Here is a 26,470-nt window from a genome sequence, read left to right on the forward strand (position 1 = left end):
CAAGACGCCGACGTCAGCGCTTTCGGCGGTCCCGGATAGCGGCTTCGCCGCTTCCGGGATGACGTACAGAGAGCATGAAAAAAAGGCCCGACCGGATGGTCGGGCCTTCTTCGTATCCGGACTGACGAACGTCAGTCGTGGCCGTGGCTGTGACCGTGCGCGTCGGCCTCGGCGGAAGCGGCGCCGGCGCTCCAGGCCTGACCGTCGGCGGTCTGGTGCCAGAAGGGCTGACGCGGAGGCTGACCGACCTCGTTCATCTGATTGTCGAAGATACGGCCGTTGATCATCGTGTAGCCGATCTTGACCGTGTTCCGCAGGTTCTCCAGCGGGTTGGCGTCCAGCACGACCAGGTCAGCCAGCTTGCCGGTCTCCAGCGAGCCGATGTCTTTGTCCATGCCCAGGGCCGCAGCGCCGTTCAGGGTGCCGACGCGCAGGGCCTGATGCGGGGTCATGCCGCCCTGCTCGAACATCCACAGCTCCCAGTGGGCGCCGAGGCCTTCGCGCTGGCCGTGGGCGCCGATCTGCACCGACACGCCTTCGTCAGCCAGGCGCTTGGCCTCGCGGGCGATGGAGATGTGGTTCAGCTCGTCCGGCTGCACATGGACCGGGCGACGGGCGCGGCTGTCCAGGATGCGGCGGGGGACATATTGAGTCAGGATCGGATCGTTCCAGACGTCCGTGGCCTGATACCAGTAGTTCTCGCCCCAGTTGCCGCCATAGGCCACGATCAGGGTGGGGGTGTAGGCCACCTTGGTCTGACGCCACAGCTGGTGCACGTCGGCGTACAGACGGGCCAGCGGGATCGAGTGCTCGACTGTGGTGTGGCCGTCCACCACCATGCTCATGTTGTGCTGATAGAGGGAGCCGCCCTCGGGCACGACCATCATGCCCAGTTCGCGCGCGGCCTCCAGAATCTGCTGACGCTGGTCGCGGCGGGGCTGGTTGTAGCTCTTGACGCTCCAGGCGCCGACGGCCTGCATCCGGCGCAGGTTGGACAGGGCGTCGTCCAGATCATTGACCTGGGCCGTAAAGGGCGTCGCCGCCCCGTACAGGATGGTGCCGGTCGAGAAGATGCGCGGGCCGACCACGCGTCCGGCCTTGGCCAGTTCGCTGTGGGCGAAGATCTCGCTCGAATCATTTGACGGGTCGTGGATGGTGGTCACGCCGAACGCGAGCGCGGCGTAGTTGACCCAGGACTGCTGCGGGATGATCTCGTCCGAGCCCATCGAGCCGTGCCAGTGGGCGTCCACCAGGCCGGGGATGATGGTCTTGCCGGCCATGTCCATGACGCGGGCGTCGGCGGGAACCGTGACCGAGCCGCGCGGGCCGATGGCCTCGATGCGGTTGCCGTTGATGACGACCACGCCGTCCTCGATGACCTCGTCACCCTTCATGGTGATCAGGCGGGCGCCGCTCAGGACCACGCGGCCGGTCGGCTTGGCGTAGTCGGCGCTGAAGCCGATCTTGATTCCATGCTCCGCGGGCTTGGGCAGGTCAGCGGGCGCGCCCTCGGCGAAGGCGAAGCTTTCGCTCAACGGACGCGAGAACAGCTCCGGCCCCATCGACCACTGCAGGCGGCTGGAATCGCCGGACCAGTGCAGCCATTCGCCGGCGTCGCGGGTGACGCGGGTCTGGGGCAGGGCCTTGGTGTCGGCGCCGACCGTGACGGCGCGGCCCGTGGCGACGAAGGGCGTCACATAGGCGTTGAAGCGCTCGGTCCAGGCCACCCAGTGCTCATCGGGAGAGACCGAGAACTCGGCCGCCCATTCGCTGCTCAGGTGTTTGCGTTCGTCGTCGCCCGACAGGTTGACCGACTTCAGCACGCGTTTGTCGCCGTCCCGCGCCGTCAGGAAGATCCGGTCGTTGCGGGCGCCGAACTGCGGGTTGGAGCCGTTCTCGGTGATCAGGGTCGGCTCGCCGCCGCGCACCGAGGTGCGATAGACACCGGGATTGCGGCTCCACAGGGCGGTGCGCAGGAAGCCGTCGCTGGAGGTGCGATAGACGATCGTCTGGCCATCCGGCGAGAACTGCGGCTCCAGATAATGACCGGGCTGGGCGCTGATGACGCGGCCCTCGCCGCCGGCGGCGGGAATCACCCGCAGGGTGCCCAGGTCCTGATCATTCCAGGTCGTGTAGACGATGGAGCGGCCGTCGCGCGACCAGGACGGGTAGAGCTCGAAGTGGTCGCTCTGGCGCGTCAGGCGACGCGGGGCGCCGGCCACGCCGTTGCGCAGGTCGCGGATCCACAGGTTGCCGAGGGCCTCGAACACCACTTTGGAGCCGTCGGGCGAGGTCTGGGCCCAGCGGACCATCTTCACATCGAACTGGTCAGGCGCGACCTCGACAGGGAAGCGCACGGCCTCCTGCACGCGGCGGGTGTCGGCGACGTGGAAGGGGATTTCGCTGACGGCCTTGGAGGCCACGTCGATGCGGTGGATCTTGCCGCCGGCCCAGAAGACGATCGAGCGGTTGTCGGGCGTCCAGCTCATCGTCGGATAGACGCCGTGAATGGCCCAGGTTTCCTGCAGGTCGCGGTCCAGGGCGTCGTGGATCGGGGTCTCGCGGCCCGATTCGAGGTCCATGACATAGAGGACGGACTTGTACCGGTCGCGCCGGATGAAGGCCAAGGACTTGCCGTCGGGCGAGGGGGTGGGGCGAATCGAGCCGCCCGGCCCAGTGACGAAGGGCGTGATCTCGCCCGTCTCGCGATCCAGACGCCGGATCACATAGATCTGGGTGTTCGGGTCCTTGGAGTAGTCGAACACGCCGCCCGGCGTGGAGTCATCGCTGAAGTAGAGGTAGCGGCCGTCGGGCGAGAAGGCGGGCTCGCCCGTGTCCTTCTGCTGGGTGCGGCGCTCGGTCAGCTGCACGCCGCCGCCGCCCGCGCGGTGGTACATCCACATCTCGCCCGCGCCCAGCGAGCGCGACGAGGTGAAGTGCTTGCGGCCGACGATGAACTGACCGTCCGGCGACCAGTCGGGCTGGGTCAACAGGCGGAAGGATTCGTTGGACACCTGCCTGGCGTTCGACCCGTCGCGATCCATGACCCACAGGTTGTCGCCGCCGCCCCGGTCCGAGGTGAAGGCGATGGAGCGGCCGTCCGGCGAATATTTGGGCTGCATGTCCCAAGCCACGCCCGAGGCGATGGCGCGGGCCTCGCCGCCGGTGATGGGCATGACATAGATGTCGCCCAGCAGATCGAAGACGATTTCGCGGCCGTCCGGGCTGACGTCCAGCGACATCCAGGTGCCCTCGGTGACGTCGATGGCGGCGTCGTGCGACGCGCCGGGCGGGTTCTGGACGTCCCACTTCGGCTTGGCCGGCGGGGTTGCGGCGGCCGCCGTTGAGTCGGTCGCAGGCGCGGTTTGCGCGAACGCCGGGAAGGCCACGGCCAGGGCCGCGACGGTGGTCAACAAGCTGCGCTTCATGGAAAGCCCCCAAACCCCTCGAAACTGAGGTCGGAAGGTCTAGCGGGCAGGGGGCTGTCTTGACCAGACGTCAGGCGCCGAACGGGCGCAATTCGACCGCGTCAGGACATCGCATCTGATTGTCGGAGAGATTGGCCCAGGCCCTTGCAAATCATTGATCTGCAAGGGCCTGGATGGTGCCGCCGGGGGGAATCGAACCCACGACCTCAGCCTTACCAAGGATGCGCTCTACCACTGAGCTACGGCGGCCCCTCAACGAGGAGAGCGGCCGTATAGCCAACGACTTCGGGGCGGCACAAGCGGAAAATGCACGCTTGATCAAAAACTTTGCACGCGGTCTGCTGCACACCATGGATACCCCGCCCAAAGACCCTGGTCCCGCCGCACAAGACGTGGAGCAAACGCGCGAGCAGAAGGCCAAGGCCGAACGCGCCGTGCGCCTGGCCGCTGCGCTTCGCACCAACCTGAAGCGCCGCAAGGTCCCGACCGCCGCGCCCCGCCCCGCCACGGAGCGCAACTGAAAGTCATCGTCCTTGCGCGCACGCGGCTCTTTCGCGAGGGCGTAAGGGCTTGCTAGATAAGCGGTTCGCCGGGGCGCAGTGTTTCCGGCCGCGAAAGATTTCATGGACAGCATCGTCATCCACGGCGGCAACCGCCTGAACGGCCAGATCGAGGTCAGCGGCGCCAAGAATTCGGCCATCAAGCTGATGGCGGCTTCGATCCTGACGGATCAGCCCTTGCTGCTGACCAATATGCCGCGTCTGGCGGACACCCGATTCCTGGGCCAGCTGCTGCAGCAGTTCGGCGTCGAGGTCACCGAACGCAACGGCGCGGACGGGCAGGAGATCCTGTTCCATGCGCCGAAACTGACCTCGACCTTCGCCCCCTATGATCTGGTTCGCCAGATGCGGGCCTCGTTCAACGTCCTGGGGCCGCTGCTGGCCCGTTCCGGCGAGGCCAAGGTCTCGCTGCCCGGCGGCTGCACCATCGGCGCTCGTCCGGTCGACCTGCACCTGATGGCCCTGACGGCCATGGGCGCGGAGATCGAGCTGGAAGAGGGCTATGTCTCCGCCCATGCGCCCAAGGGCCTGCAAGGGGCCGAGATCGAGTTCCCCTTCGTTTCGGTCGGCGCGACCGAGCACGCCCTGTTGGCGGCGGTGCTGGCCAACGGAACGACCGTGCTGAAGCGCGCCGCGCGCGAGCCCGAGATCGGCGACCTGGCCCGTTGCCTGATCGCCATGGGCGCCAAGATCGAGGGTCTGGACACCGACGTCCTGACCATCACCGGCGTCTCGTCGCTTAACGGCACGACTTGGTCGGTGATCCCCGACCGGATCGAGATGGGCTCTTACGCCCTGGCCGCCGCCATGGCCGGCGGCGAGGTGCGCCTGACCAAGGGGCGCGCCGATCTGATCACCGCCCTGACCGACAAGATGATCGAGGCGGGCGTCGAGATCGAGCCAACCGCCGACGGCGTCATCGTGCGTCGCGACCCGGCGCAGCGGCTGAAGGCCGTCAATGTGACGACGGAAATCTATCCGGGCTTCGCCACCGACCTGCAGGCCCAGTTCATGGCCCTGATGACGACGGCCGAAGGCACGAGCGTCATCCACGAGAACATCTTCGAGAACCGCTTCATGCACGCGCCCGAGCTGGCGCGTCTGGGCGCCGACATCTCGGTCCACGCGGGCGAAGCCCATGTGCGCGGCGTCGAGAAACTGCACGGCGCCCCGGTCATGGCCACGGATCTGCGCGCATCGATCAGTCTGGTCATGGCCGGTCTGGTCGCGGAGGGCGAAACCACGGTCGGTCGCGTGTATCATCTGGATCGCGGCTTCGAGCGGATGGAAGAAAAGCTGGGAGCCTGCGGCGCCGATGTGCGGCGCGTGAAAGGCGGAGCGGATGAGCACTGAGGTCGAGACGATCTCCGACAACGACGCGGCGGCCGAGGCCCTGGCCCCTATGGCTCCCTTGCGCCTGCTGGCCGAGGACGCCGTCGATCTGCAGATCATCTCGGCCGCGCTTCAGGACGCCATCATGCGGCCTGTCGACATCCGTTGGGAAAGGGAAGCCCGCCGTTTGACCGTCGTCCTGTCGCGCTTCTGCTGGGAGTGCGGCGGAACCCGCGTCATGGCGGCGATGCAATTCGGGGATGTCGAGGCGGTCAAGAGCCGGCGGCTGCCGCGCCTGCCCGAATCGGCGCTGGAGCTGCTGGCGCTGGACTTCGAGCCGACCGAAGCGCCCGGCGGCCGCGTCATCCTGATGTTCGCCGGCGGCGGGGATCTGCGCATCGACGTGGAATGCCTGGACGCCGTGCTGACCGACCTGTCCGACCGCTGGCCCGCGCGCATGGCGCCGACCCATCTGGACGAGACCCCTTCTGACGAGGCCAAGGCATGAGCGGTCCGCACAAGTTGTCGTCGATCGAAGTCGACGCCGCGACCCTTCCGGCGGCCACCGCCGAGATCGAACATCAGCGCCGCGTCGCCATCTTCGACCTGATCGAGCAGAACAGCTTTACGCCCGAGGGCGCCGAGGGCGGTCCCTATGCGCTGCGCCTGTCGTCGCAGGACAACCGCCTGGCCTTTGATATTTCCGGGCCGGATTTTTCGCGCACCCACGTGCTGTCGCTGTCCCCGATGAAGGCGGTGATCCGCGACTACGCCCTGATCTGCGAAAGCTATTACGAGGCTTTGCGCGGCTCTTCGCCCAGCCAGATCGAGTCCGTCGACATGGGGCGTCGCGGCCTGCACAACGAGGGTGCCGAACTGCTCCGGGGACGTCTCGAGGGCAAGGTCGAGATCGACAAGGAAACCGCCCGTCGGCTGTTCACGCTGGTTTGCGCCGTCTATCGACGCGGCTGAACTCGACTATTTCGGCGTTTTGGTGCATTAGGCGCCTCCTTCACGGCTCGCGTTCACGCCCGACGCGAGCCTTAAGCCGTTTTTCGGGCGAGAGAGACCGCATGGCCAAGGAAGAGCTTCTCGAGTTCCCCGGCGTTGTCAGCGAACTGCTGCCGAACGCCACTTTCCGCGTGACGCTGGAAAACGACCACGAGATCATCGCCCACACCGCCGGCAAGATGCGCAAGAACCGCATCCGCGTTCTGGCGGGCGACAAGGTGCTGGTTGAAATGACGCCCTACGACCTGACCAAGGGCCGCATCACCTATCGCTTCAAGTAAGGACGCGCGTGTCGCGTCCTGACCTTTCGGCTCCGAGGCTGGTTCTGGCCTCGTCGAGCCCGCGCCGCATTGAGCTGCTGGCGCAGATCGGGGTGGTTCCCGATCATGTTGATCCCGCCGACATCGACGAGACCCCGCTGAAAGGCGAGACGCCGTCGCGTCTGGCCGAGCGCCTGGCGCGCGGCAAGGCCGAGGTGGTGGCCGCGCGTTCGCCCGACGCCATCGTCCTGGCCGCCGACACCGTCGTCGCCCTGGGCCGTCGCCTGCTGGAAAAGCCGGCGGACGAGGCCGAGGCCAAGCGCTTCCTCGAACTGCTGTCGGGCCGCAATCACCGCGTCTTCACCGGCGTCGTCGTGATCGCTGATGGTCGGGCGACCTGCCGTGTCGTGGACACCCGCGTTTCCTTCAAGACTCTGTCGCCTGAAGAGATCGCGACCTATGTCGTCTCGGGCGAGTGGCGCGGCAAGGCGGGCGGGTACGGCATCCAGGGGGCGGCCGCCGCCTTCGTGCGCCGCATCGTCGGCAGCCACCCGGCCGTCATGGGCCTGCCGCTCTATGAGGCGGCCAATCTGCTGCGCGGCGCCGGCTGGCGGCCCAGGACCGCCTGACGTGGCCGATGTCGAGGTCTTCCTCGATGAGACGCCGGGCGAGACCCGCGGCGTCATCGCCCGCGACGGCCTCTTTACTCAACTGATCCTCCACCGCGACAGCGACCGGCCGAGCGATCGGCTGGGCGCGCGTTGCGTCGGCCGTATCGCGCGGATCGAACCGGGCCTGCGCGGCGCCTTCGTCGATCTCGGCGCGGGCGAGCCGTTTGGCTTTCTGCCGCTGGGCAAGGACGACAAGACGGGGGAGGGGGCCAAGGTTGAGGTCGAGGTCACTGCCGAACCGCGTGAGCGCAAGGGCCCGGTGCTGCGTCGTCTCGGCGAGGCGTCGGGCGAGCCGCGCCTGCTGGCGCCCGGGCCGGATGTCACGGCGATTCTGGCGGCGCTGGCGCCAGGGATCGAGCCCGAGACCGGCGTCGCCGCGATCCGCGCCGCCCTGGAGGCCGAAGAAGACGCCCTTTCCACCGCCTTGGTCGAATCGAGCAGCGGGCTGGACCTGATGATTCAGCGCACCCGCGCCCTGATCGCGGTTGATATCGATCACGCGCCCGCGCCGGGACGTGATTCACGCAAGAACCGGGAAGCGGCCAACCGCGCCGGATTGTCACATGCGGCCCGCCTTCTGGCCCTGAAGGGGTGGGGCGGTCTGGTGGTGATCGATCTCGCCGGCGTCGGCCTGCACGGCGACACTATAATGAAGATGGCGCGCGCCGCCTTCGCCGGAGAGCCCCAGGCGGCCTTCGGTCCTCTGAGCCGCTTCGGCCTGATGCAGTTGTCCCTGCCGTGGCGACGGACGCCGCTGGACGAGCGACTGCTGGACGGACGCGGGCGACCGACCCTCGCGACCTGCGCCATAGATATGACGCGACGGCTTCGGCTGGCCTTGCTGTCTGACCCCGCGACGCCGCGCCTCGTCGCGCGTTGCGCGCCTGAGGTCGCCGTCCTGGCCGCGCCGCTGGTCGAGGCCCTGGGGCCGAGGGTAGGCGTGAGGGCGGATTCCCTGATCGCCGTCGGCGTCGTTAGAATTGAAGAGGCCCGGTGATGTCGCTTTGCCCTATTTGCCGCCGTCAGAAGCCGGATCCGGCCTACAAGCCGTTCTGCTCCAAGCGCTGCGCCGACGTCGATCTGCAGCGCTGGTTCACAGGCGGCTACGCCATTCCGACCGATGAAGTGGTCGATGATGAAAAAGATCGCTGAATTGAGTGAATTGGCGTCTGGACAGCCCCGTCAGCCTCGCCTATAGACCCGCCTCTCGCGACGACGTCGTGCGCCTGGATAGCTCAGCTGGTAGAGCAGCGGATTGAAAATCCGCGTGTCGGTGGTTCGAACCCGCCTCCAGGCACCATTCCCCTTCAAGTGATGCGCTTTCCCCTGTGGCGAAGCTGTGCCGTAAAATGGCCTAAATTTCGCCTTGGGAATTGCATTTCGGTAAGGTGGCTCGATGCGACGTTTTCGTGTCGCTACCATTACGAAAACCGCAAATATCTTGCTCGCCATCCCGATTGCTGCAGGTGCGAAGGGGAAAAGAAACTTTGCGCACTTGACGCTACGTGGGGCGTTCGCCAAAGGGACTTAACCGCATTCCTGCTTGCAGGTCGAGGTGACCGGGATATTGTGCCCGGACCTTGGCGGCAGCGCTCGTTTTCGAACGGGGGTTGCAGGAGGGCGGCTCCACTGGTCCGGCTCGATCCGGCGGTGGCGCAATTTCATTATAGGGACGGCCGACTGACGCGGTCCGTGTCTTGGGTTCCACGTGTCAGACCAAAGCAGGAACTGGCGAAAAATGCTCGATAGCAAGAAGACGAATATCCTCCTCGCAATGGCCGGCGCCGCCGTCCTGATGGCGAGCTCGCCGGTTCTGGCGCAAGACGCCGCAGCCCCGGCCGCTGCCCCGGCAGCCGCCGCCTCGACCGCCGCTCCGGCTGCCGACGCTGCTGCTCCGGCCGCTGACGCTGCTGCCCCCGCCGCCGACCCGACCTCGGTCAGCGAGTCGGTTTCGGGCGGCCACAGCGGCGGCATCACCCCGGTCTCCATGTTCATGGAAGCCACCGCGGTCGTTAAGATCGTCATGATCGGCCTGCTGCTGGCCTCGGTCCTGTCGTGGACCATGCTGCTCATCAAGCTGCTCGAGTTCGGCGCCCTGAACAAAACCACCGACCGCTTCCTGGAAGCCTTCCGCGGCGCTCGCACGATCGCTGACATGCGTCGCGTCGCCACCTCGGAAGACTTCGACGGCAACCCGCTGGCCGACATGGCCGCCGCCGCCACCGAGGAAATCGAACTGTCGCGTCAGGCTGGCCTGAGCGTCACCGGCGATCACCGCGACTCGGCTCTGCTGCGCGCTCAAACCGCCGTCGCCGCCGTTCAATCGGGTCTGCCGAAGCGCCTGTCGGGCGGCCAGCAGTTCCTGGCTTCGACGGGTTCGACCGGTCCGTTCGTCGGTCTGTTCGGCACCGTTTACGGCATCATGAACTCCTTCATCGGCATCGCCGAGTCCAACACGACCAACCTGGCCGTCGTTGCTCCGGGTATCGCTGAAGCCCTGCTCGCCACCGGTATCGGCCTGTTCGCCGCTATCCCGGCCGTTATCTTCTACAACTACTTCAACACGCGCATCTCGAACTACGGCACGCGTTCGGACGGCTTCAACGCTGAACTGATCAACGCCATCTCGCGTCAGCTCGACAAGGGAGCGTAAGACGGATGGCCGCCAAACTTTCCGGTTCCGGCGGCGGCAAGTACACCGTCGAGGCTAATGCCGAGATCAATGTCACGCCTTTCGTTGACATCATGCTCGTCCTCCTCATCATCTTCATGGTGGCGGCTCCGCTCGCCACCGTGTCGGTGCCGGTGAAACTGCCTCGCGCCGTTGCGCCTCCCGGCAAGAACCCGCCGACGCCCGTCTTCATCTCCATCCAGAACGATGGCGATGTCTGGATTGGCGACCTGCGGTCCTCGCCTGGTTCGCTCGGCGACGATCTGCGGGTGCAGATCGGGCGCAGGAACCCTTCGGAAGAACGTATTTTCATTCGTGCAGACCAGCAGACTCGGTACGGCGACTTCATGCAGGTCATGAACGCTCTCCAGGACAATGGTTTCTACAGCGTCGCCCTGGTTGGCGAAGACAACTCGTAAGGGGGCGGGGCGCATAGCATGACAGCTGAACCTCACCACCGTGATCCGATCCTGGATCCGCCGAAGAAGAAGAAGAAGCTTTCGACCGGCGCCGTCGTGGGCATCACCGTCTCGGTGATCGTCCACGCTCTGGCGGGCCTGTACTTGTACAACAACAAGTTCAAGCTGAAGGAAATGACCTACGAGGACGAGGCCGTCGACGTCGAGCTGATGGAGGTTCCCCCTCCGCCGCCGCCGCCGCCGCCGCCGCCGCCTCCGCCGGACACCCCTCCGCCGCCGAAGCTTCAGGTGCGTGAACCGCAGATCAACACCCAGGCGCCTCCGCCTCCGGTGACTGTGGCCATCGAACCGACGAAGAAGGAAGACCGTCAGGAATACACGGGCCCGCCCGTGATCGTCCCCGGACCTCCGCCTCCGCCGGCTCCTCCCGCGCCGCCGAAACCTTCGGTCATCACCAACCCGAGCTGGTCCCGCCAGGTCTCGCCCGAGTTCCCGGAACGCGCCAACTCGCGCGGTATCGAGTCGGGTTCGGCCAAGGTGAACTGCGCGGTCGCCGCCAACGGCAGCCTTTCGGACTGCCGCATCGTGGACGAAGACCCCGCCGGCGCCGGCTTCGGCCAAGCGGTTCTTCGGGCGGCCCGTTCGGGTCGTCTGGCGCCGCGGACTGTCGACGGCGCCGCCGTCGGCGCCCGCGTCGAGTTCACGACCCGCTTCCGTCTGGACTAAGGATCTCTTTCGAGATCAAGTTGAACGCCCTGGAGGAAACTCCGGGGCGTTTTTCTTTGGTCCGCTGCTCGGGAAGCAGCCAGCGGCATGGAGCCTGAGGGCGAGCTGTGCATTATGAACCTCGAACTTTTCTGGAGGTCCCGTGTCGTCCAAGTCCCTTCTCGCCGCCCTGCTGCTGGGCGCTGGTCTCACGAGCCTGGGTGCTTGCGCCTACAACGAGACCCTGGGTCGCAATCAGTTCCTGATCGTCGATGACAGCGCCCTGATCCAGCAGTCTCAGGCGGCGTGGACAGAGACCCTTCGTACCCAGAAGGTGTCGAACAACGCCGCTCAGAACGCGCGTGTGCGCCGCGTCGGCGACCGCATCGTCCAGGCCGCGCGGCTGAGTGATCGTCACTGGGACTATGCGGTGTTCGAGGATGCGACGCCCAATGCCTTCGTCCTGCCGTCCGGCCATATCGGGGTGACGACGGGCCTGTTGAACATCGCCAGGAACGACGACCAGCTGGCGACCGTCATCGGTCACGAGGTCGGCCATGTGGTGGCGCGTCACGCCGCCGAGCGTTCGTCCACCAACGCCGCCACCGGGCTGGTGCTGGGCGCCGTGCAGAGCCAGGCGGGGGACTACAGCCAGGCGGTTCAGGCCTTCGGGGGACTGGGCGCGCAACTGGGGGTGCTGCTGCCCTTCTCGCGAAGCCACGAGCTGGAGGCCGACCGCCTCGGCGTCGATTACCTGGCCGCCGCCGGCTACAAGCCGTCCGAGGCCGTGGCCCTGTGGCGCACGATGGCGCAGCAGCGTCAATCCTCGACCCCGCAATTCGCTTCGACCCACCCTTCGGATCAGACGCGGATCGCGGCTCTGGAACAGTACATCGCCAGCCGGGGATGGAACTGACGGGGATAAAAGCAATTTCCCTGCGCTGAGGGTGAAAAGGGTGCTTGCTCCGCCGGGCGAGGCCCGCTAGAGAACCGCCCTCGCGCAGAGATGTGCAGCCTTAGCTCAGTTGGTTAGAGCGCCGGTTTGTGGAGCCGGAGGTCCTCAGTTCAAACCTGAGAGGCTGTACCATTTTCCTGATAGGGTCGTTCCGACGACGCAGGGAGATGCACGATGACCGCCCCGCAGTGGGACCCCGCACAATACAGCCGGTTTGAAGTCCAGCGCGATCGCGCGGCGCTGGATCTGCTCGTCCGCCTGCCCGAGGATTTCGCCCCGCGCGAGATCTGGGATCTGGGCTGTGGAACCGGGCAGCACGCGGCCCTGCTGAAGCGCCGACATCCCGAGGCCGGGGTGCACGGCCTGGATTCCAGCGCAGCCATGCTGGATCAGTCTCGGGCCCTGGCGGACGACGTGGACTGGTCCGTCGGCGACATCGCAACCTGGGCGCCCGAGCGGCCCGCGGATCTGATCTTCGCCAACGCTTCCCTGCAATGGCTTCCCGATCACGCGCCCCTGTTCCGGCGACTGGCCGAGGCCCTAGGGCCGGGCGGGGTGCTGGCCGTTCAGATGCCGCTGAGCTGGGACACGCTGCATCATCGCCTGATGCGCGAAACCGTGGCGGAGGAGCCCTGGGCCTCACGCTTCGCCGACGTCACCGCGCGGGTTCAGGCCATGTCGCCCGAGGCCTATTACGACGCGCTGGCGCCCCTGTGCGACGACGTGGACATCTGGACGACGACCTACCTGCACGTTCTGGCGGGCGAAAGCGCCGTGCTGGAGTGGATGAAGGGCACGGCGCTGCGGCCCTATCTGACCGCCCTGGACGGCGATCCCGAGGCGCAAGACGCCTTCTTGACCGCTTTGGGCGGGCGGCTGTCGGCGGCCTTCCCTAGGCGGGCGGACGGGGCGACTCTTCTACCATTTCCTCGTCTGTTTCTTGTCGCGCAGCGTCGTTGATGCGGTGGCGATGCAGGTGCTCGACCGGGCATTTCAGCGTCGCCAGCGCGGTCTTGGTCGCCGCATAGCCTGAGAACACCGCCGGGGCGTAGGCCTTCCAGTCGCGGATATCGACGCCCTCGGGACGAGGCAGGATCAGCAGGTCGGTGTCGGCCCGGGCCTGCATCAGTTCGGCCTCGGTCGTCAGGGTGGCGGAGCGCATCAACACCGAGACGATCGGCGGTCCCTTCTTCCAGGCCCCCGAGACGATCCAGCGCCACCACGACGGCGGGTCTTCCAAGGCCTTGGGGTCGACGCCGCGCGTCTGGGACACGTCCACGCCGACGACAGGCCCGCTGTTCAGGCGGCGCATGACCTCGCTGGGGAAGTTGCGCAGCACGGCGCCGTCCACCAGCACCTGTCCGTTCATCACCACGGGCGGCATGACGCCGGGGATGGAGATCGAGGCCCGCAGGGCGTGGCGCAGCATGCCCTCGCGATGCACCTCCACCTTGCCCGACGTCAGATTGGTCGAGACCGCGAAGAAGGGCAGGGGCATGTCTTCGATGTTTACGTCGCCATAGGCGTCCTGCATCAGGCCCGCGACCTTGCGCGCGTGGGTCATGGCGATGATGGGGAAGGCGATGTCCGACAGGGGGTCGGATTCGACGAAGGCCTTGCGGATGCGCTCGTCCAGTTCCTCGTCCGACCAGCCGAGACCGGGGCCGGCGGCGACGACGGCGCCCATGGAGGATCCGCCGATGAAGTCGATCGGCATGCCTGCCTCGCGCAGAGCCTTCAGCGCGCCGATGTGGGCGTAGGCGCGGGCCCCGCCGCCTGACAGGACCACCCCGACCGCCGAGCCGGTGACGATCCGGGCGATGCGCGCCGTGTCGTCGAACAGGCCCTCGACCGCATGGAACCAGCGGCCGGGCCGGAAGGCGTCCAGCCAGGCGCGGGTTCGGGTGGGCCGCGCCATGTGCGCGGGGCGCAGCAGGATCAGGTCGGTCAGCGGGTGGGCCTCGTCCTCGATCTCGGGCGGCAGGACGGGAGCGTGCGGCTTGTGATCGGCGTCGCCGACGATGAAGACGCGATCGACCTGTCGGGCGCACAGCGAAGCCCAGCCGGGTTCGTCCGATTCGGCGACATAGAGGACGTAGTCGTGGGCGTCCTCGACGCTGGAGAACCACTCGGCGGCGGACGACAGGGCGGTGTTGTCGATGATCCGGCAGGTGAAGCCCTGAGCTTCGACGGCGCGGGCGACGCGCTCCACGAAGCTCCTGATCGGCTGGGCGCGGGCCGAGACGAAGCCAAAGACGGTCGGGTCGGAGCCGGTCGAGTTCCGGTCGCGGGCCCTCATCAGCATGATCTGGCCCAGTTCGGCCATCAAGGCCGGCTCGTTGCGGGCGGCATCGAAGAAGGCGTCGCGGGGCAGGGCAACCACGTCGCTGTCACGCAGGGCCACGACATTGGCCATGTGGCTCGTGCCCGCCAGCATGGCCATTTCGCCGACCGGATCGCCGGGCTTGATGACGCCGATGAACTGGGGGCCGCGTCCGTTGTCGTCCTTGAACACGCCCAATCGTCCGGCGCGCAGCAGGTAGAGGGTGTCGGCGGGATCACCCGCGGAGAACAGCCGCTCGCCTCGCGTCAGGGCGAACCAGCTGGCGCGGGTGTTCTTCGTGCCCTCGAAGACGCGCGCCAGCGCGGCTTCCAGCGAGTCGGGCAGCGTGTCGGGACGTTCAACAGCCATGCTTGGGGTTTAGGCCGGATTTCGTCGGACGGGAAACAGAACGGCTTCCACCCGAGGCGGAAGCCTCCTAAACCTTGGGGCATGCCCAAGCTGATTTCTGCTGTCGATCGCAACAGTCCTGCTTTCAAGTCGCTGGATGCGCATAATCGCGCCCTGCGAGAAGAGCTTTACGAGAAGGTGGCCAAGGCCGCGCGCGGCGGCTCCGACGCCAGCCGCGACCGCCATGTGGCGCGAGGCAAGCTGTTGCCGCGCGACCGGGTCGAGCGCCTGCTGGACCCCGGCTCGCCCTTCCTCGAGGTCGGCCAACTGGCCGCCAACGGCATGTATCGGGACGAAGCGCCCGGCGCGGGCATGATCTGCGGCGTCGGCCGAGTTTCGGGCCGCGAGGTCATGATCGTCGCCAACGACCCGACGGTGAAAGGCGGTGCCTACTTCCCCATGACGGTGAAGAAGCATTTGAGGGCGCAGGAGATCGCCGAGCAGAACAACCTGCCCTGCGTCTATCTGGTCGATTCGGGCGGGGCCAACCTGCCGCACCAGGCCGAGGTCTTCCCGGACCGCGACCATTTCGGCCGCATCTTCTTCAATCAGGCGCGGATGTCGGCCAAGTCGATCCCGCAGATCGCCTGCGTCATGGGCTCCTGCACGGCGGGCGGCGCCTATGTGCCGGCCATGTCCGACGAGACAGTGATTGTGCGCAATCAGGGCACCATCTTCCTGGCCGGTCCGCCGCTGGTGAAGGCCGCGACCGGCGAGGTCATCTCGGCCGAGGAACTGGGCGGCGCCGAGACCCACGGCCGCAAGTCCGGCGTGGTCGATCATGTGGCCGAGAATGACGAACACGCCCTGGAGATCGTGCGCTCCATCGTCGCCAATCTGAACACCAGCAAGCCCCAGCCGCTGGATGTGCGAGAGCCGCGCGCCCCGGCCTATGACCCGGCCGAACTCTACGGCATCATCCCCGACGACGTCCGCGCCCCCTATGATGTGCGCGAGGTCATCGCTCGCATCGTCGACGGTTCGGAGCTGGACGAGTTCAAGGCCCTGTACGGCACGTCGCTCGTGTGCGGCTTCGCCCGCATCTGGGGCCAGCCCGTGGCCATCCTGGCCAACAACGGGGTCCTGTTCAGCGAGAGCGCCCAGAAGGGCGCGCACTTCATCGAACTGGCCTGCAAGCGCAAGATACCGCTGCTCTTCCTGCAGAACATCTCGGGCTTCATGGTCGGCGGCAAGTACGAGGCCGAGGGCATCGCCAAGCACGGCGCCAAGCTGGTCACGGCGGTCGCCAGCGCCGAGGTGCCCAAGTTCACCGTCCTGATCGGCGGCAGCTTCGGCGCCGGCAACTACGGCATGTGTGGCCGGGCCTATTCCCCGCGCTTCCTCTTCACCTGGCCCAACAGCCGCATCAGCGTAATGGGCGGCGAGCAGGCGGCCAGCGTCCTGGCCACCGTTCACCGCGACGCGGAGACCTGGACGCCGGAAGAGGCCGAGACCTTCAAGGCGCCGATCCGCCAGAAGTACGAGGACGAGGGTAATCCCTATTACGCCACCGCCCGCCTGTGGGACGACGGCGTCATCGACCCGGCCCAGACACGCGACGTCCTGGGCCTGGCCATCAGCGCCAGCCTGAACGCCCCGATCCCCGAGACGACCTTCGGCGTCTTCCGGATGTAACTGGTCGTCATCCCGGAAATCGCGCAGCGATTATCCGGGACCGCCAGAGACGTCAGGCGTTAGAGTTTTGTGCGGTCCCGGATCACGCCTTCGCCGTGTCCGGGATGACAAGGAAAGAAGATCAGAATGACCGACCAGAAGCCGACCGAAGAAGACCTGAACGCCCTGGACGTCACCGACGCCGAGGCGGTCGAGATGAACGCCATCGCCCATCCCTTCGTCGCCGATCCGGCGCCGGACGCGGACAATGAGTTGGTCAAGATCGACGCCCTGCCGTCGGGCGTGGTCTTCGTCACCATCAACCGGCCGGAGAAGAAGAACGCCTTCGACGCGGCCACCATCGCCGCCCTGTTCGAAGCCTTCGAGACCCTGCAGGGCGCCGACCGGGTGCGCGTGGTCTTTATCCGCGGCGCGGGCGGCACCTTCAGCGCGGGCGCCGACCTGAACTGGATGCGCGACGCCGCCGACTGGTCCGAGGCCGACAACCGCGACGACGCCATGGGTCTGGCGAAAATGCTGAAGGCCCTGCACGACGTGCCGGCCCTGACGGTGGCCCTGGTCGAGGGCGCGGCCATGGGCGGCGGGGCGGGCATCGTCGCCGCCTGCGACATGGCCGTGGCGGTCGAGGGGGCGCGCTTCGCCTTCTCCGAGGTCAAGCTGGGCCTGATTCCGGCGACCATCGCCCCCTATGTCATCGAGGCTGTCGGCGCGCGCCGCGCTCGCCAGCTGTTCCTGACGGCCAACATCTTCGACGCCGACTACGCCGCCCACGCAGGCCTGATCGACCTGGTTCTGCCGGAAGGTTCGGTGGACGAGTTCATCTCCATGCTGACCGACAGCCTGACGACCTGCGCGCCCGGCGCCATGGGCGAGGCCAAGCGTCTGGTGAACGACGTGGCCGGCGAGGCCATCGACCATCGCCTGCTGGAAGAGACCGCCAAGCGCATCGCCCGCGCCCGCGTTTCGGAAGAAGGCCAGGAAGGCGTCCGCGCCTTCCTCGACAAGCGCGCGCCGAACTGGGCGCAATAAGGTAGCCGAATGTTCAAGTCCGTCCTGGTCGCCAATCGCGGCGAGATCGCCTGCCGCGTCTTCCGCACCGCTCGCCGCATGGGCCTGCGCACCATCGCCGTCTATTCCGAGGCCGACGCCAACGCCCTGCACGTGCGCGAGGCGGACGAGGCGGTGCTGATCGGCCCGGCGGCGGCGCGTGAATCCTACCTGGATGCGGCCAAGGTGCTGGCGGCGGCCAAGGCGACAGGGGCCGAGGCCATCCACCCCGGCTACGGCTTCCTGTCCGAGAACGCCGACTTCGCCGAGGCGGTCATGGAGGCGGGCATTGTCTGGATCGGCCCGCAGCCGTCCTCGATCCGCGCCATGGGCCTGAAGGACGCGGCCAAGAAGCTGATGATCGAGGCGGGCGTGCCCGTCACCCCCGGCTATCAGGGCGAGGACCAGTCGGTCGAGACCCTGACGGCCGAGGCGAACCGCATCGGCTTCCCGGTCCTCATCAAGGCCGTCGCCGGCGGCGGCGGCAAGGGCATGAAGAAGGTCGACCGGGCCGAAGACTTCGCCGACGGTCTGGCTTCGGCTCAGCGTGAGGGCCAGTCCTCCTTCGGCGATCCGCGCGTCCTGATCGAGAGCTACATCACCCGCCCGCGCCACATCGAGGTGCAGGTCTTTGGCGACAGCCACGGCAATGTCGTCCACCTGCATGAACGCGACTGCTCGCTGCAACGCCGCCACCAGAAGGTGATCGAGGAGGCGCCCGCGCCGGGCATGGATCAGGCGACGCGCGAGGCCGTCACCGCCGCCGCCGTGCGCGCCGCCAAGGCCGTGAACTATCAGGGCGCGGGGACCATCGAGTTCATCGCCGACGCCTCCGACGGGCTAAAGGCCAACCGCATCTGGTTCATGGAGATGAACACCCGGCTGCAGGTCGAGCACCCGGTGACCGAGAGCATCACCGGCGTCGATCTGGTCGAATGGCAACTGCGCGTCGCGGCGGGCGAGCCGATCCCGCTGAAGCAGGAAGAGATCCCGATGAAGGGCTGGGCCATGGAGGCTCGCCTCTATGCCGAGGACCCGGCCCACGGCTTCCTGCCGTCCATCGGGCGGCTGGATCACTTCGTCCTGCCCGACGACATTCGCGTTGATACCGGCGTCGAGCAGGGCGGCGAGGTCAGCCAGTTCTACGACCCCATGATCGCCAAGCTGATCGTTCACGCCGACACCCGCGAAGCCGCCGCAGCCCGCCTGGCCAACGCCTGCCGCGAGGTCGAGGTCTGGCCCGTCCGCACCAACGCCGGCTTCCTGGCCCGTTGCCTGGACCACGCGCGCTTCGTCGAGGGCGACGTGGATACGGGCTTTATCGCGGCGGAGGAGGGCGAGTTGCTGAAGTTGGAGGGCAGCCCGCGCGCTGTCGCCGCGGCCGCCGGTTTGATCGGACTTGGTGCCGACGCCGCCGCCTTTGACGTCGAGGACAAGGCCTTGGCGCCGTGGCGGGCCGGCCTGTTCGGCTTCCGCATGAATGGCGCGGCCCAGTCGCGCACGGCCCTGCACCACGGCGATCAGCATCACGACGTGACCCTCACCGGCGAGCCGGGCTGGCACGGACGTCAGTCGAGCTTCGACGTCGGCGTGGGCGGCGAAACCGCCCGCGTCTATGGCGAGACGGACCTGGTCGTGGTCGACGGCGAGGTCGTCACCGCATTCGCCCCCGACGCCGAACGCATCGTGGTCTTCGACGACGGCGACGTCATCGATTTCCGCCGTCGCAAGGCCAGCGCGGGCGCGGGCGGCTCCGCCTCTGACGGCGGCCTTCGCGCGCCCATGCCCGGCAAGATCGTCGCCGCGCCGGCCAAGGCCGGCGACGTCGTGACCAAGGGCCAGCCGGTCGTGGTGCTGGAGGCCATGAAGATGGAGCACGCCCTGACCGCGCCCTTCGACGGCGTGGTGGCCGAGTTTAACGTCGCCCTCGGCGATCAGGTCGTGGACGGCGCGGTTCTGGCTGTGGTCAAGGCGGCGGACTAACCCTGCCGTCATCCCGGACGGCCTTCAGGCCGATCCGGGACCCAGGCCTTGGCTTCAAACACTGACAGGGCTGGATCAGATCCGCCGTCTGGGTCCCGGGTTCCGCTGCGCGGCCCCGGAACGACGGAAGAGGCGGTTTCGCCGATTCACCCAAGAGACTATCTGCACCCTCATGCCCCTTCACATGATCAAGCTCTGCGTCGGCGTATCCGAGGTCGAGACGCTGGAAGCGAACGCCGGGCGTTCCGACTGGCGCATCGTCCACACCCGGATGACACCCAAGCGCGCCGCCGAGATCGAGGACGGCGGCTCGCTCTACTGGGTGATGAAGGGATCGGTGACCTGCCGTCAGCGCATCCTCGACATCACGACCGTCGGCGAGGGCAAGGAAAGCCGCTGCGAGATCAGGCTGGACAGCACTGTCATCCGCACCGCGCCCCTGGGCCGGCGGCCGTTCCAGGGCTGGCGCTATTTCGAGCCCAAGGACGCGCCGTCGGACCTGTCCGTGGCCGAGACGACGGATCTGCCCGACGACCTGGCGCGCGAGCTGCGCGAACTGGGCGCCTGGTGACCCTTTTGTGGCATTAGTCCGCAAGTGTTGACCTTTGGTCGCCGTCGTGGCCTGTCCCGGCTCCGATGACCAAAGCCCTGCTCAGCTTCAAGACCCGCGAGACCCTTTCCGAGCTGCTGAAGCTGGCCTGGCCGGTCGTGATGGCGCGTCTGGGCATCATGACCATGGGCCTGACCGACGCCATCGTCGTCGGCCACTACGCCAGCCGCGAACTGGCCTATCACTCCCTGGCCTGGGCGCCGTCGTCGGTCGTCCTGACCACGGCGGTCGGCCTGATGATGGGGGTGCAGGTCATGACCGCCCGTCTGCTGGGCGAGGGCCGCAAGGACGAGGTCGGCGCGGTCCTGCGTCGCGGCATGGTCTACGCCATGCAGATCGGTTTCGTTTCCATGATCGCCCTGATGGCGCTGGGGCCGTTCGGCCTGCGCCACATGGGGCTGGAAGACGGACTGGGCGAGGGCGCCTCGCCGGTCTTGATGATCTTCGCCCTGTCGATGCCCTTCTATCTGGTCTCGGTGGCGGCCCAGTTCTTCCTTGAGGGACTGCATCGACCCAAGGCCGGCATGGTCGCCATGTGGGTGGCCAACCTGATCAATCTGGCGCTCAACATTGTGCTGGTGCCCGACATGCTGGGCCTGGGCGCGGACGGGGCGGTCGCCTCGGCCTGGGCCACCTTCGGCGCGCGTATGGCTCTGGCCGTCTTCCTGGTCATCTTCATCCTGCGCCTGCCCGAGGCCAGGGAATGGGGCCTGTTCAACAAACCGAAGCGCGACAAGGCGGTCGAGCGCGAGCAGGTCAAGGTCGGCGTCGGGGCCGGTTCGTCCAACTTCATCGAGGTCGGGGCCTTCGCCGCCATGACCGTCTTCGCCGGACAACTGGGCGCGGCCGAGACCGCCAGCTGGGCGGTCGTCATCAACGTCTCCGCCATCGTCTTCATGGTGCCCATGGGCCTGTCGTCGGCGACGGCGGTTCTGGTGGGCCGCAGCTATGGCGCGGGCGACAAGGCCGGGGTCATGCGCGGCGGTCTGGCGGGCATCGGCGTGGTGACGGTTCTGGCCTTCATCATCGCCATCGGCCTGTGGCTGACCGCGCCTCTGGTGGTCAGCGCCTATACGACCGATCCGGCCATCCTGGCCATCGCGGCCCCGGCCCTGGTGCTGGCGACCCTGTTCTTTGTCGCCGACGCCCAGCAGGTGGTCGCGGCCCAGGCCAACCGTGCGGCGGGCGATGTGGTCTGGCCGACGCTGATGCACCTGCTGTCCTACGGCGTCATCATGATCCCGCTGGGCTGGTGGCTGGCACACCAGATCGGCGTCGATGGTCTGGTCTGGTCGGTCATCGTGGCCAGCCTGATCTCGGGCGCGCTGCTGACCGGGCGCTTCGTGCGGATCGCCAGGCGGCTTCCAGCCTGATCCCGCTTTCTCCCTCCCCTTCATGGGGAGGGTGGTCGCTTAGCGACCGGGTGGGGAGGGCGAGGTGATACAGAACACGGCGCTTGATCCGCCTGGCCGCCCCCACCCGACCTCGGCCTGACGGCCTCAGCCACCCTCCCCATGAAGGGGAGGGAGAGGCGAAGTGGGTGACGCCTCGGGTTTCGCCCTCTATATCCGTCTGCTTCCTCCCGCAGACTGGACGACCATGGCCCGCATCCTCATCACCTCGGCGCTGCCCTACATCAACGGCATCAAGCACCTTGGGAATCTGGCCGGGTCGATGTTACCCGCCGATGTCTGGGCGCGGTTCATGCGCGGGCGCGGCCATGACGTCCTCTATGTCTGCGCCACCGACGAGCACGGCACCCCGGCCGAGCTGGCCGCCGCCGCCGCCGGTCAGGACGTCCGCACCTATTGCGACGAACAGCATGAGGTTCAGAAGAAGGCCGGCGAGGCCTTCAGCCTGTCCTTCGACGTCTTCGGCCGCAGCTCCAACGAACCGAACAAGCGCCTGACCCAGCACTTCGCCAAGGTGCTGGAAGAGCGCGGCCTGATCGAGGAGCGCGTCGACCGGATGATCTATTCGATCGACGACGCCCGCTTCCTGCCCGACCGCTATGTCGAAGGAACCTGCCCCCACTGCGCCTATGAGAAGGCGCGCGGCGACCAGTGCGACAACTGCGGCCGCCTGCTGGACCCGACCGACCTGATCAACCCCTATTCGGCGGTTTCGGGCAGCCGCAATCTGGAGGTCCGCGACACACGCCACCTCTATCTGCTTCAGACCAAGGTGGCCGACGACGTCCGCGCCTGGGTCGACGCCCGTTCCGAGGGCTGGCAGCCCCTGGCCCGCTCCATCGCCTACAAGCATCTGGACGAAGGCCTGATCGACCGCGGCATCACCCGCGACCTGAAATGGGGCGTGCCGGTCGTCGGTCCCGACGGCGGCCCGCGTCCGGGTATGGAGGGTAAGGTCTTCTACGTCTGGTTCGACGCCCCCATCGAATACATCGGCGCGACCGAGGAGTGGGCGGAAGCCACCGGCGGAAACTGGCGCTCGTGGTGGCGTCTGGACGAGGGCGCCGACGACGTGCGCTACGTCCAGTTTATGGGCAAGGACAACGTGGCCTTCCACACCGTCAGCTTCCCCGCCACCATCCTGGGCTCGGGCGAGCCGTGGAAGACGGTCGATCAGCTCAAGGCCTTCAACTGGCTGAACTGGTACGGCGGCAAGTTCTCGACCAGCATGGGCCGCGGCGTCTTCATGGATCAGGCGCTGGAGCTGCTGCCCGCCGACTACTGGCGCTGGCACCTGACGGCCTATGGGCCGGAACACTCCGACGCCGCCTTCACCTGGGAGCAGTTCCAGGCGACGACGAACAAGGACCTGGCCGACGTGCTGGGCAACTTCGTCAACCGCATCGTCAAGTTCACGGAATCCAAGTTCGACGGCGTCGTGCCCGAGGGCGGCGAGGCCGGTCCCCTGGAGATCAAGCTGGCCGCCGACATCAAGGCGGGTCTGGAAACCCTGACCGCCGAGTTCGAGGCCATGGAGTTCCGCAAGGCGGCTCAGGCCGCGCGCGCCCTCTGGGTTTTGGGCAACGAGTACCTTCAGGAAGCCGCCCCGTGGACGGCGCTGAAGACCGACCGCGACCGCGCCGCCGTCGTCGTCCGCACCGGCCTGTCGCTGGTCGCCCTGTTCGCCCGCATCACCGTACCCTTCATGCCCGGCAGCGCCGAACGCATCGGCGCCACGGTCGGCGCGACGGATCTGTCGTGGCCGGAGGCTGAGGCCGACCTGCTGAACCTGGTTCCGGCCGGTCAGACGGTCGCCGCCGCCGCCGTCCTGTTCGCCAAGATCGAGGACGCCCAGGTCGCCGAATGGACAGAACGCTTCGGCGGCGCCGAGGGGTGACGGCGGGAGCGCGTATGCCGGCCTTGAGCGACCTGTCCCCGGACCGGCGCGCGGCGGTGCGCGAGCGTCTCGCGGCGAGCGGTCGGGCCCAGGTTCGGGATATCCTGTCGCCGGCCTCGGCCCAGGCCCTGCACGCGGCGGCCTGCGAGACGGACTATAACGTCGTGACCCGGCGCGGGACGGGCCATGTCGACCTGCCGGGCGCCTGGCTGGCCTCGCTTCAGCCGGGACAGAAGCAGGCCCTGGGTCAGGCGATCCAGTCCGCCGCCACGGACGGCTTCCAGTATCTGTATGACAACCACCCGGTCTTCGACCTGGTTCAGGCGGGCCAGGCGGCGCCGATCTGGGCCGATCTGCTGGCCTTCCTGAACGGCGAGGCCTTTCTGGACCTCATGCGCGACCTGACGGACGAGCCGCGCATCGCCCTGGCCGACGCCCAACTGACCCGTTTCCGCGCCGGGCACTTCCTCACCGAGCATGACGATCACGCCGAGGGAAAGAACCGTTATTTCGCCTATGTGCTGAACTTGACGCCGGTCTGGCGGATCGACTGGGGCGGATTGCTGGCTTTCCATGGCGATGACGGCAACGTGGCCGAAGCCTTCACGCCCTGCTTCAACACGTTGAACCTGCTCAGGGTCCCGACGCCCCATTCGGTCACCCAGGTCGCCCTTTCAGCCGGGGAGGACCGGATTTCAGTCACGGGTTGGCTGCGCGGACACGAAGCGCTGACCCAGTAAAAGAGAAAAGGCCCGGATTGCTCCGGGCCTTTTGTTGTCGGGTCAGTGCGCGGGCGCCGTCTCCGGCGGCGCGCTTCGTTGTTCCCGCGCGCCGGGCAGGGCGGCGGGGGTAGCGTCCTTGCTGCCGGCGCCGGCGTGCTTCATGTGCTTGGCCTGCTCCTCGGCGCCGATGTCGAGGAAGGCGGGGGCCGAGGCGTTGAACTGGTCGGCGTGGCCGGTGCGCACGATGACCGAACGGCCGCCGTCCCAGATCATGTGCAGGGCGACGTACAGGACGATGACCAGACCCACATAAGCGATCCAGCGATAGCGGTTCAGCAGCTTGGCGATGAAGCTGGCGGCCAGACCCATCAGGGCGATCGACAGGATCAGGCCGAAGACCATGATCCAGGGGTGGTCATGGCTGGCGCCGGCGACGGCCAGCACATTGTCCAGCGACATGGTCAGGTCGGCGATCATGATCTGGATCAGGGCGGCGCCGAAGGTCTTGCGCTTCAGGCCCAGTTCCTCGGGCGAGGGGCCGCCGCCGTGCTCGATGGCCATGGCCCGTTCGATCTCGGCCTCGGCCTCGGCCTGGTCGTGGGTGGCCTGCTCGCGCAGTTCGCGCCACATCTTCCAGCAGACCCACAGCAGCAGGAAGCCGCCCGCCAGCAGCAGGCCGACGATGGCCAGAAGCTGCACGGTGATCAGGGCCAGACCGATACGCATGACGACGGCGGCGGCCAGACCGATCAGGATGGCCTTGCGGCGTTGTTCCTGGGGCAGGGCGGCGGCGGCCAGGCCGACGGCGACGGCGTTGTCGCCGGCCAGAACGAGATCGATCATCAGAACCTTGCCGAGGGCGGAGGCCTGACTGAGCAGATGGGGGTCTGAAAGGAATTCCATCCGGGTTTCTTAAGCCCCGGGCCGGGCTGCGCCAAGACGCCGCAGCGGCAAAGTCACGCTCCCGCCAGTCTGTGACCGGCGGGAGCGATCCGGTCAGCCGGCGCGCTGCGCGCGCGCGGCTTCATAGAGGGCGATGGCCGCCGCGTTGGAGACGTTCAGGCTTTCGAAGCCGCCGGGCATGGGGATCTTGGCCAGGACGTCGCAGTGCTCGGCCACCAGGCGGCGCACGCCGTCGCCTTCGGAGCCCATGACCAGGACGGTCGGACGCGAATCGAGGGCTTCCTCCAGCGTCTGCTCGGCGGCGCCGTCCAGGGCCACGGCGCGCCAGCCCATGTCGGCCAGTTTCTCGAGCGCGCGGCTGAGGTTGGTGACGCGGGCGCAGGGCAGGCGCTCGGTCGCGCCGACGGCCGCCTTCGCCAAGGCGCCGGCCAGGGCCGGCGAGTGCCGGTCCTGCACCACGATGCCCTTGGCGCCGAAGGCCAGGGCCGAACGGAAGATGGCGCCGACGTTCTGGGTGTCGGTCAACTGATCCAGCATGACGATCACGCCCTGGGCGTCTTCGGCGATCTCTTCCAGCGACACGCCTTCCAGCGGCTGAACCTTGAAGACCATGCCCTGATGAACGGCGCCGGCGGGCAGCATTCGGGCCAGGGCGGTCGAATCGATCACCTCGATTCGGTGGCCGTTCGCCAGATTTTCCCGTTCGATTTCAGCGGCTCTGTCCTCCGTGACCATCAAACGGCCCGTTCCGCGGCGGGTCGGATTGGCCAGAGCGGCCAGAACCGGATGGCGGCCCCAGATAAAATTATCCGCATCGGCCTTGCCGCGCGGGGGCTTGGAGGCGGAATCTCCCCCGGAACGACCTGCCGACGCAGCCGATCGACCCTTCTCGGGACGGTTTTCTCCACGCTTGTGGAAAGATTGTTTTTTACCGGGTTTCCGGTCGTTGCGTTCTGAAAATGACGACACTATAAGACGGCCTCCGATTTGGGCCCCAGGGCTTCGGGTCAGGCGCTTCCTCTAAAGCAGGCGTCGCCGGACACGAAGGCTTTCGCGACAAAAATGATCGAAAGATCGTGGTGTTGCGTATTCCAGACCGGTTTTGAAAACGCGCGCTGGGGGAATGTCCCGAGTGGCAAAGGGGGCGGACTGTAAATCCGCTGCGAAAGCTTCGAAGGTTCGAGTCCTTCTTCCCCCACCACGCGCGTTTCGAGGCCGAGAGGACGGGAACCCTGAAAAGGAATCGGGTGCGGAAACGCCAGTCTCTCGCGAGGTTGGGGCAACGCATTCTTCGCGCGGGTATAGCACAATGGTAGTGCAGCAGCCTTCCAAGCTGAGGATGTCGGTTCGATCCCGTCTACCCGCTCCAGGTTTTTGATCTGACAAAAGCGCCCCTCCGTCCTTGGACCCGGGCCACAGGAGTTTGGCCATGGCCAAGGGAAAGTTCGAACGCACTAAGCCGGACTGCAACATCGGCACGATCGGTCACGTTGACCACGGCCAGACGACGCTGACGGC

General features: G+C 67.2%; 25 protein-coding genes and 5 tRNA genes. 25 read left to right on the forward strand and 5 right to left on the reverse strand.

What is annotated here, in order from left to right; translation table 11 throughout:
* Positions 1–131 precede the first annotated feature (131 nt).
* Together B3K53_RS01070 and B3K53_RS01075 are read right to left on the reverse strand one after the other, a co-directional pair.
* On the reverse strand, positions 132–3,416 hold the full coding sequence (locus tag B3K53_RS01070; RefSeq protein ID WP_313412951.1) for an amidohydrolase family protein: 3,285 nt from the start codon (positions 3,414–3,416) through the stop codon (positions 132–134).
* Positions 3,417–3,602: 186 nt separating this feature from the next.
* A tRNA-Thr gene (locus B3K53_RS01075) sits at positions 3,603–3,677 on the reverse strand.
* 65 nt (positions 3,678–3,742) lie between these two features.
* Here B3K53_RS01075 and B3K53_RS01080 point away from each other — a divergent pair.
* The 15 genes from B3K53_RS01080 to B3K53_RS01150 all read left to right on the forward strand — a co-directional run bounded on the left by B3K53_RS01080 (position 3,743) and on the right by B3K53_RS01150 (position 12,972).
* Positions 3,743–3,949 (forward strand): hypothetical protein, encoded by a 207-nt coding sequence (locus B3K53_RS01080; protein WP_292082150.1) that lies wholly within the window; start codon positions 3,743–3,745, stop codon positions 3,947–3,949.
* A gap of 102 nt (positions 3,950–4,051) precedes the next feature.
* Positions 4,052–5,341, forward strand: coding sequence for a UDP-N-acetylglucosamine 1-carboxyvinyltransferase (murA, locus tag B3K53_RS01085; protein WP_292082151.1), 1,290 nt, complete (start codon positions 4,052–4,054; stop codon positions 5,339–5,341).
* Complete coding sequence (locus B3K53_RS01090) at positions 5,331–5,828, forward strand: DUF2948 family protein (protein WP_292082152.1); 498 nt, start codon at positions 5,331–5,333, stop codon at positions 5,826–5,828. The genes murA and B3K53_RS01090 overlap by 11 nt, the downstream gene beginning before the upstream one ends.
* Positions 5,825–6,292, forward strand: a complete 468-nt coding sequence (locus B3K53_RS01095; RefSeq protein WP_292082153.1) for a UPF0262 family protein — start codon at positions 5,825–5,827, stop codon at positions 6,290–6,292. Before B3K53_RS01090 ends, B3K53_RS01095 begins: the two co-directional genes overlap by 4 nt.
* Before the next feature lie 101 nt (positions 6,293–6,393).
* On the forward strand, positions 6,394–6,612 hold the full coding sequence (gene infA, locus B3K53_RS01100; protein WP_003164348.1) for a translation initiation factor IF-1: 219 nt from the start codon (positions 6,394–6,396) through the stop codon (positions 6,610–6,612).
* An 8-nt stretch (positions 6,613–6,620) separates the two neighbouring features.
* On the forward strand, positions 6,621–7,220 hold the full coding sequence (locus B3K53_RS01105) for a Maf family protein (RefSeq protein ID WP_292082154.1): 600 nt from the start codon (positions 6,621–6,623) through the stop codon (positions 7,218–7,220).
* A gap of 1 nt (position 7,221) precedes the next feature.
* Positions 7,222–8,259: a ribonuclease E/G gene (locus B3K53_RS01110; protein ID WP_292082155.1), complete on the forward strand. Its 1,038-nt coding sequence runs from the start codon at positions 7,222–7,224 to the stop codon at positions 8,257–8,259.
* A complete protein-coding gene (locus B3K53_RS01115) occupies positions 8,256–8,414 on the forward strand; it encodes a DNA gyrase inhibitor YacG (protein WP_292082156.1) in 159 nt (52 codons plus the stop codon). Before B3K53_RS01110 ends, B3K53_RS01115 begins: the two co-directional genes overlap by 4 nt.
* 72 nt (positions 8,415–8,486) lie before the next feature.
* Positions 8,487–8,562, forward strand: a tRNA-Phe gene (locus B3K53_RS01120).
* 438 nt (positions 8,563–9,000) lie between these two features.
* Positions 9,001–9,915, forward strand: coding sequence for a MotA/TolQ/ExbB proton channel family protein (locus tag B3K53_RS01125; RefSeq protein WP_292082157.1), 915 nt, complete (start codon positions 9,001–9,003; stop codon positions 9,913–9,915).
* A gap of 5 nt (positions 9,916–9,920) precedes the next feature.
* On the forward strand, positions 9,921–10,352 hold the full coding sequence (locus B3K53_RS01130; protein WP_292082158.1) for an ExbD/TolR family protein: 432 nt from the start codon (positions 9,921–9,923) through the stop codon (positions 10,350–10,352).
* A gap of 18 nt (positions 10,353–10,370) precedes the next feature.
* Positions 10,371–11,078: an energy transducer TonB gene (locus B3K53_RS01135; protein ID WP_292082159.1), complete on the forward strand. Its 708-nt coding sequence runs from the start codon at positions 10,371–10,373 to the stop codon at positions 11,076–11,078.
* 142 nt (positions 11,079–11,220) lie between these two features.
* Positions 11,221–11,973, forward strand: coding sequence for a M48 family metallopeptidase (locus B3K53_RS01140; protein WP_292082160.1), 753 nt, complete (start codon positions 11,221–11,223; stop codon positions 11,971–11,973).
* Between the two features lie 94 nt (positions 11,974–12,067).
* A tRNA-His gene (locus tag B3K53_RS01145) sits at positions 12,068–12,144 on the forward strand.
* 42 nt (positions 12,145–12,186) lie between these two features.
* The gene (locus tag B3K53_RS01150) at positions 12,187–12,972 is read left to right on the forward strand and encodes a methyltransferase domain-containing protein (protein ID WP_292082161.1); all 786 of its coding nucleotides are present in this window, start codon (positions 12,187–12,189) and stop codon (positions 12,970–12,972) included.
* Here B3K53_RS01150 and B3K53_RS01155 read toward each other — a convergent pair.
* On the reverse strand, positions 12,905–14,704 hold the full coding sequence (locus B3K53_RS01155; protein ID WP_292082162.1) for a patatin-like phospholipase family protein: 1,800 nt from the start codon (positions 14,702–14,704) through the stop codon (positions 12,905–12,907). The two genes, B3K53_RS01150 and B3K53_RS01155, sit on opposite strands and share 68 nt — an antisense overlap.
* An 81-nt stretch (positions 14,705–14,785) precedes the next feature.
* On the opposite strand from B3K53_RS01155, the gene B3K53_RS01160 reads away from it, so the two are divergent.
* The 7 genes from B3K53_RS01160 to B3K53_RS01190 all read left to right on the forward strand — a co-directional run bounded on the left by B3K53_RS01160 (position 14,786) and on the right by B3K53_RS01190 (position 24,067).
* Complete coding sequence (locus B3K53_RS01160; RefSeq protein ID WP_292082163.1) at positions 14,786–16,378, forward strand: carboxyl transferase domain-containing protein; 1,593 nt, start codon at positions 14,786–14,788, stop codon at positions 16,376–16,378.
* Positions 16,379–16,504: 126 nt separating this feature from the next.
* Positions 16,505–17,407, forward strand: a complete 903-nt coding sequence (locus B3K53_RS01165; protein WP_292082164.1) for an enoyl-CoA hydratase-related protein — start codon at positions 16,505–16,507, stop codon at positions 17,405–17,407.
* Between the two features lie 9 nt (positions 17,408–17,416).
* Positions 17,417–19,408, forward strand: a complete 1,992-nt coding sequence (locus B3K53_RS01170) for an acetyl/propionyl/methylcrotonyl-CoA carboxylase subunit alpha (RefSeq protein WP_292082165.1) — start codon at positions 17,417–17,419, stop codon at positions 19,406–19,408.
* 172 nt (positions 19,409–19,580) lie between these two features.
* Positions 19,581–19,979 (forward strand): DUF1489 family protein, encoded by a 399-nt coding sequence (locus B3K53_RS01175; protein ID WP_292082167.1) that lies wholly within the window; start codon positions 19,581–19,583, stop codon positions 19,977–19,979.
* Positions 19,980–20,044: 65 nt separating this feature from the next.
* Complete coding sequence (locus B3K53_RS01180; RefSeq protein WP_292082169.1) at positions 20,045–21,391, forward strand: MATE family efflux transporter; 1,347 nt, start codon at positions 20,045–20,047, stop codon at positions 21,389–21,391.
* A 226-nt stretch (positions 21,392–21,617) separates the two neighbouring features.
* A complete protein-coding gene (gene metG, locus B3K53_RS01185) occupies positions 21,618–23,327 on the forward strand; it encodes a methionine--tRNA ligase (RefSeq protein WP_292082181.1) in 1,710 nt (569 codons plus the stop codon).
* Positions 23,328–23,341: 14 nt separating this feature from the next.
* Positions 23,342–24,067 (forward strand): 2OG-Fe(II) oxygenase, encoded by a 726-nt coding sequence (locus B3K53_RS01190; RefSeq protein ID WP_292082170.1) that lies wholly within the window; start codon positions 23,342–23,344, stop codon positions 24,065–24,067.
* A 42-nt stretch (positions 24,068–24,109) separates the two neighbouring features.
* Here the strand turns inward: B3K53_RS01190 and B3K53_RS01195 are convergent, their stop codons facing one another.
* Complete coding sequence (locus B3K53_RS01195; protein ID WP_292082172.1) at positions 24,110–24,952, reverse strand: TerC family protein; 843 nt, start codon at positions 24,950–24,952, stop codon at positions 24,110–24,112.
* A gap of 93 nt (positions 24,953–25,045) precedes the next feature.
* On the reverse strand, positions 25,046–25,921 hold the full coding sequence (gene rlmB, locus B3K53_RS01200; protein WP_292082174.1) for a 23S rRNA (guanosine(2251)-2'-O)-methyltransferase RlmB: 876 nt from the start codon (positions 25,919–25,921) through the stop codon (positions 25,046–25,048).
* 148 nt (positions 25,922–26,069) lie between these two features.
* Here rlmB and B3K53_RS01205 point away from each other — a divergent pair.
* The 3 genes from B3K53_RS01205 to B3K53_RS01215 all read left to right on the forward strand — a co-directional run.
* A tRNA-Tyr gene (locus B3K53_RS01205) sits at positions 26,070–26,153 on the forward strand.
* Between the two features lie 94 nt (positions 26,154–26,247).
* Positions 26,248–26,321 (forward strand) — tRNA-Gly (locus B3K53_RS01210).
* Positions 26,322–26,381: 60 nt separating this feature from the next.
* A partial coding sequence (locus tag B3K53_RS01215; protein WP_286949210.1) for a hypothetical protein occupies positions 26,382–26,470 on the forward strand: 89 nt, incomplete at its 3' end.

The organism is Brevundimonas sp. UBA7506, from assembly GCF_002479495.1.
Taxonomy (GTDB): domain Bacteria; phylum Pseudomonadota; class Alphaproteobacteria; order Caulobacterales; family Caulobacteraceae; genus Brevundimonas.